At 39.9% G+C, this 5,294-nt stretch carries 4 protein-coding genes and 1 pseudogene; 1 reads left to right on the forward strand and 4 read right to left on the reverse strand.

Annotated features, from left to right (window positions below; translation table 11 throughout):
* Positions 1-927 precede the first annotated feature (927 nt).
* Positions 928-1,413, reverse strand: coding sequence for a glutathione peroxidase (locus tag H5202_RS17600; protein ID WP_182773224.1), 486 nt, complete (start codon positions 1,411-1,413; stop codon positions 928-930).
* A 150-nt stretch (positions 1,414-1,563) separates the two neighbouring features.
* Between H5202_RS17600 and H5202_RS17605 the strand changes: the two are divergent.
* A pseudogene (locus tag H5202_RS17605) lies at positions 1,564-2,960 on the forward strand (magnesium transporter).
* Between the two features lie 154 nt (positions 2,961-3,114).
* Here the strand turns inward: H5202_RS17605 and H5202_RS17610 are convergent.
* The 3 genes from H5202_RS17610 to rfbB all read right to left on the reverse strand — a co-directional run.
* Positions 3,115-3,276, reverse strand: coding sequence for a hypothetical protein (locus H5202_RS17610; protein WP_041413129.1), 162 nt, complete (start codon positions 3,274-3,276; stop codon positions 3,115-3,117).
* 154 nt (positions 3,277-3,430) lie between these two features.
* A complete protein-coding gene (gene rfbD / locus H5202_RS17615) occupies positions 3,431-4,333 on the reverse strand; it encodes a dTDP-4-dehydrorhamnose reductase (protein ID WP_182773225.1) in 903 nt (300 codons plus the stop codon).
* Positions 4,333-5,294 (reverse strand): dTDP-glucose 4,6-dehydratase (gene rfbB, locus H5202_RS17620; protein WP_182773226.1); only part of this gene is annotated, 962 nt, incomplete at its 5' end. The genes rfbD and rfbB, both read right to left, overlap by 1 nt.

Consider the following 5,294-nt stretch of genomic DNA (forward strand, 5'->3'; position numbering starts at 1 on the left):
GTTTTTATTCATCATTGGTGGCCGGATATGGTGCGATGTGAGTGAAGTTAATCGAGGCAACCCTCCTGTTGTCTTGAGACGCTAAGCATAGGTTTCACTATATTATTTACCGCCCCTCAATGTAGAAACCGACTTAGCTAAACTCATTCGCGTATCAATTGTGAGTTAACCGGCACTACTAGTTAGGCGTAGCGATGAATGTCAGCAGTCTTAGTTAGTCTCAACTCTAATTAATCATTGGGCTGACGTGGTTTAACTCGATGAAAATAGTTTTATTTAATGTCTGTCATGTCAAACCTGCCTACTTGACTTTTTTGCTAGCAGGGCACTTTGACACTTTGAGATCGTGTTGGGTGTAAGTAAATGCGGTTCAGTTTGCAGGACAAAATACTGTGTGATACCTGGCCGTCATCTTGGATTGACGATATCTAAGAAAACACATAGCTAGGGTATTACTACACCGGTTCATTTAATCCATTCTAGTTGAGTAGTGCAATCAACAGACATAAAAAAAGGCAATCAAATGATTGCCTATCGATCGACTTAGCGATCAAGGGGACCGCGCTAGAAGTCCCAGGGAGATGATGAACAAAAGTGAATATCACTGTTATTAAATTTGAGTATCTAATGCTAGAAAAGTTCAATATAAATGAATATTTTTATCAAAATAATGATATTAATTTTATACCAATTATTTATCAGCGACTTAAGCGATCTATTTTTCTGCATTTTTCGATAATCTAAGTACGCCTATTCGAGCATATCGCTGCTACATGGAATGGTTGTAGACTGGAAGTGGTCAATTATCTGCCACCTATAATCAGTAATCAGTAAAGAGTAGGCAAAAAAGGTGATTAACATGATATTAATCACTCAATACCCAAAAACACTGATTATCGGTATACGATTCAACTATAGAGGTTATGGTTATCCAAGCAGTTTTTCGATGATAGCGTTAAGGTCTTCAGGCTTTGTTGTTGGTGCATAGCGTTCAATCACGTTACCTTGTTTATCGACTAAAAACTTAGTGAAGTTCCATTTTATCGATTCACTTCCTAAAAGGCCTTTGGCAGATTTTTTTAGATGTTGGTATAACGGATGGCTGTTACTGCCATTGACTTCAACTTTACTAAATAATGGGAATGTAACGCCAAAGTTTAGTTCGCAGAATTGACTGATCTCATCTTCATTGCCTTGCTCTTGTTTGCCGAATTGATTACAAGGAAAGCCTAAAACAACTAAACCGCGATCTTTATACTGTTGATATAATGCTTCAAGTGCTTTGTATTGTGGGGTGAAGCCGCATTCACTTGCTGTATTAACAATAAGCAGAACATTATCTTTAAAACTCTCCATAACAACATCATTGCCTTGAATGTCTTTTACGGTAATAGGGTAAATTGCTGCGGTCATGTGATGCTCCTTTAGATGAAAGGTAAACTATAATGGTAAAATGCTTAGCTGGCAATTAAGTTGTTAGCAATTTAATATATCTGTTTGCTTATCAATACTAATTTCAATATAGATGCGCATATTTTACTATCAAGAATTAAGGACTGGCTTATGAGTGAATTAAAGAACGAAGTTAGTTCTGAAGATGAAATCGACACCAGTTCACAACCACAGGCTGATGTCAGTCAAGTGGTACATTTGTTAACTGAAGCAGAAGGCGACGAACAGGCCGAAATGTTCAGTGAAATCTTGACTGAAGCAGAGCCAGGCACAATTGCTTTATTATTAGAATCGTTACCACTTGATGAACGTTATGAACGTTGGCAGCAAGTCGATGTTGAAGAGCGTGTAGACGTTCTAAACTTAATGCGCGCCGATCCTCGTTTAGGCATTGTTAAGAAAATGCCAGATGAGGAACTAGACTTACTCTTTTCTCAATTAAGTCCTGAAGACCTTATTGAATGGAGTGATTCGTTACCTGACAATATTACCGACCGCGCATTAGCGCAGATGGGTGAACGTCAACGTAAGCACTTCGAACTGTATGATCAATATTCTGAAAATGAAATCGGTCGTTATGCTGATCACCAGATGTTGGCATTAAGTCTTACTTCTACCGTCGCGCAAGGACAACGATTTTTTCGTCGAATTGATTTAGATTGTAATGACCATCTTTTTTTAGTAGATAAAAACGATAAATATTTAGGTACAGTGCGTCGTTATGACGTTTTCAGAACTGCGGATCTTGACACTCAATTACAAGTGTTAAAGTGGGATGACAGCCGAGTTATCTCTGCGGATTCATCTTTAATCGAAGCTGCCGAAGCCATTGAGCATAGTCGCGAACTTGAATTACCGGTTGTCGATGAAGATGGTATATTAATTGGCCGAATGACATTGCGAACCGCTACAGCATTAGTGCGCGAACATTACGAAGCACAATTAATGGCAACTGCTGGTATGGATGAACACGACGATTTATTCGCCCCAATTGTAGTGGGTGCAAAACGTCGTGCAGTGTGGCTAGGGATTAACTTACTTACAGCATTTTTAGCATCTGCTACCATCGGATTATTCGAAAATGTATTGTCGCAAGTGGTTGCGTTAGCGGTATTGATGCCAATTGTGGCTTCAATGGGTGGCATTGCAGGTAGCCAGTCGCTAACGTTAATGATCCGCGGCATGGCAATGGGTCAGATTTCAGCTGGTAACGTGATGTCGTTGATGAAAACGAACTCGGTATCGGTGCGCTAAACGGCATGTTGTGGTCGATTGTCATCGGTATTATTGCTGGATGGTGGTTTAACGATACCATAATGGGTGTCGTTATTGCCTGTGCAATTTTAGTTAACATGGCTGTTGCAGCTATTGCTGGTGTGATGGTGCCAATGATCTTACAGCGTTTTAATCAAGACGCGGCGTTATCGGGTTCGGTTATTCTAACCACTGTAACCGATGTCGTAGGCTTTTTTACGTTCTTGGGATTAGCCACCATATTTTATCTGTAAAGTGGCAATACTTGTTACATCGGAAACGACTGATTTAGCATCGTCCAAAGCTTTATTTAAATGGTCTTGAGTTCCTCAAGGCCATTTTTATTTCAACAAAAAAGCAAGTTGCAGGCAACTTGCTTTTTAAACTTGATGAGAAAATCCTGTTAAATTATTTCCACTTAGCAGGCGCGAACTCCATTTCTGCATTATCGTCAAAGTAACGGCGCTTAGTATCTCGGCGACGTTGTTTTACTTTTTTCGATTTTGGTTTTCCCTTGATGTTATCGCCCCATGGCGCATCATCTTCATCAAATTCAAATGAGTGTGACATTTTCAACATTCCAGATAACTGTACCTCTGTTGGTACAGCCTCTTTTTACCTAAAGTTAATGACAAGCTAAAGCGAAATATTTCATCCTTGATGGTAAAAATTATTGCACGTAAACATGACACTGATATGACAATTGAATTTTTACTTTAAATAATCAAACCTTACTAAGCGCCAACTCATTAAGACATTGAGCTAACTGTTGTTCCCAGGGGTTGGGTATGACAATTGAATGAGATAAGCGGGTGTCTAATACACTGAAAGCGGGTCTATTAACGATCGAGGCATATTGTTCTGATGTTACAGGCTGTAAATAAATTGACTGAGGTAATAAGCCTAACGCTATTCCTTGTGTTTTGATCTCTTGAGCAAACTCATACCAAGTACACTTACCTGCATTACTCCAATGGTAAATCGCTGACCATTGTTTTTGTGAACACAGTTTCCACAGAAAACGTGCAAAATCGTCAACCATTGTCGGGCTGCCCGTTTGGTCGTTAACAACTTTGATCGGGTTGTCTGCGCTTGATCCTATCGTTTGTTGATTATGTGACTGCGTCATTAACTTTAGCATAGTGGTAACAAAATTATTGCCGCTGTGATGGTAAAGCCAAGACGTTCGCACAATACAAAATAGAGCAGATTGATAGCTCAATAATGTCTCTTCGGCGAGTAATTTTGACTGCCCATAAGCATTAATGGCTGATGGTTTTTGTGTCACAGAATAAGGTGTCGATGAGCGACCATCGAATACATAATCAGTCGACAATTGAATTAGTTTTATTCCATAATTACTGGCTGCTTTTGCCATATACTCAACGGCCAATGCATTGATTTGCATTGCTGCGACTGGGTTTATTTGTGCTTTTTCTACATCAGTATAAGCCGCGCAGTTGATGATGATATCGGGCCGATAAAAAGCTAAGGCTTCATCAATGAGTTGTGGTTGAGTAATATCAACTTGTTGATGGCTGAGTTGGATTAGTTCTGCTGTTTTGGGCTGAGCACGTTTTAAAGCCCGCGCGAGTTGACCGGTTTGACCAAACGTTAAGATTTTCATTAATAGCGATCCAAATACCACTGAATTGTTTGGCTTAAACCATCCGAAAAGCTATGTTTTGGTGTCCAATGTAATGTAGTAGCCAATTTACTCGCATCAATGGCATAGCGGCGATCGTGTCCCGGTCTATCAGTAATATGTTGGATGAGTGAGGAAAATCCATTGCTACTTGCCAACTGATGATCCGGCACTAATTGGGTTAGTTGTTGGCAAATCCATGTTACCACCTGAATATTAGTTTGCTCATTATTACCGCCAACAGTATAAGTTTCACCCACGTTACCTAAGGTTAATATGGTGATTAACGCTTCGACATGATCATCAACATAAAGCCAGTCTCGAACTTGTTGGCCATTGCCGTAAATAGGAATTATCTCACCAGCAAGGGCGCGGGTAATGGTGAGCGGGATAAGTTTCTCAGGATGTTGATATGGGCCGTAGTTATTCGAACAATAACTGATCAATGTTGGTAAACCATAGGTTCGATGCCAGGCTTTCACTAAATGATCGCTTGATGCTTTACTTGCTGAATATGGCGAACTTGGGGAATAAGCACTTTGTTCATTGAAAAATCCGGTATCGGGTAAATCTCCGAACACTTCATCTGTCGAAATATGGTGAAAGCGAAATTGCCTAGCCTTATCGCTAGATAAAGCATTATAAAATTGCCTGCTGGCTTCTAGCAGTTGATATGTACCTACTATATTGGTTTGAATGAATTCAGCTGGGCCTGAAATGGATCGATCAACATGAGTCTCCGCCGCTAAATGCATCACGGCATCGGGTTGGAACCGATTAAACACTTCTGTTAATAATGTGCCATTACAGATATCACCTTCGATGAAATGATATCGTTCACTTTTGTTTATCATCGTAAGGCTTTGTGGATTAGCTGCATATGTCAGTTTATCGATATTAATGACGCTGTGATTCGTAAAGCCCAGGATAAATCGGATTAATG

It is taken from the genome of Shewanella sp. SG41-4 (genome assembly GCF_014164505.1).
Lineage (GTDB): Bacteria > Pseudomonadota > Gammaproteobacteria > Enterobacterales > Shewanellaceae > Shewanella.

What these genes read in the sequence shown, in the direction of transcription:
- H5202_RS17600 (WP_182773224.1), bottom strand. Translation starts at nt 1,413, where the DNA reads ATGACCGCAGCAATTTACCCTATTACCGTAAAAGACATTCAAGGCAAT.
- H5202_RS17610 (WP_041413129.1), bottom strand. Translation starts at nt 3,276, where the DNA reads ATGTCACACTCATTTGAATTTGATGAAGATGATGCGCCATGGGGCGAT.
- rfbD (WP_182773225.1), bottom strand. Translation starts at nt 4,333, where the DNA reads ATGAAAATCTTAACGTTTGGTCAAACCGGTCAACTCGCGCGGGCTTTA.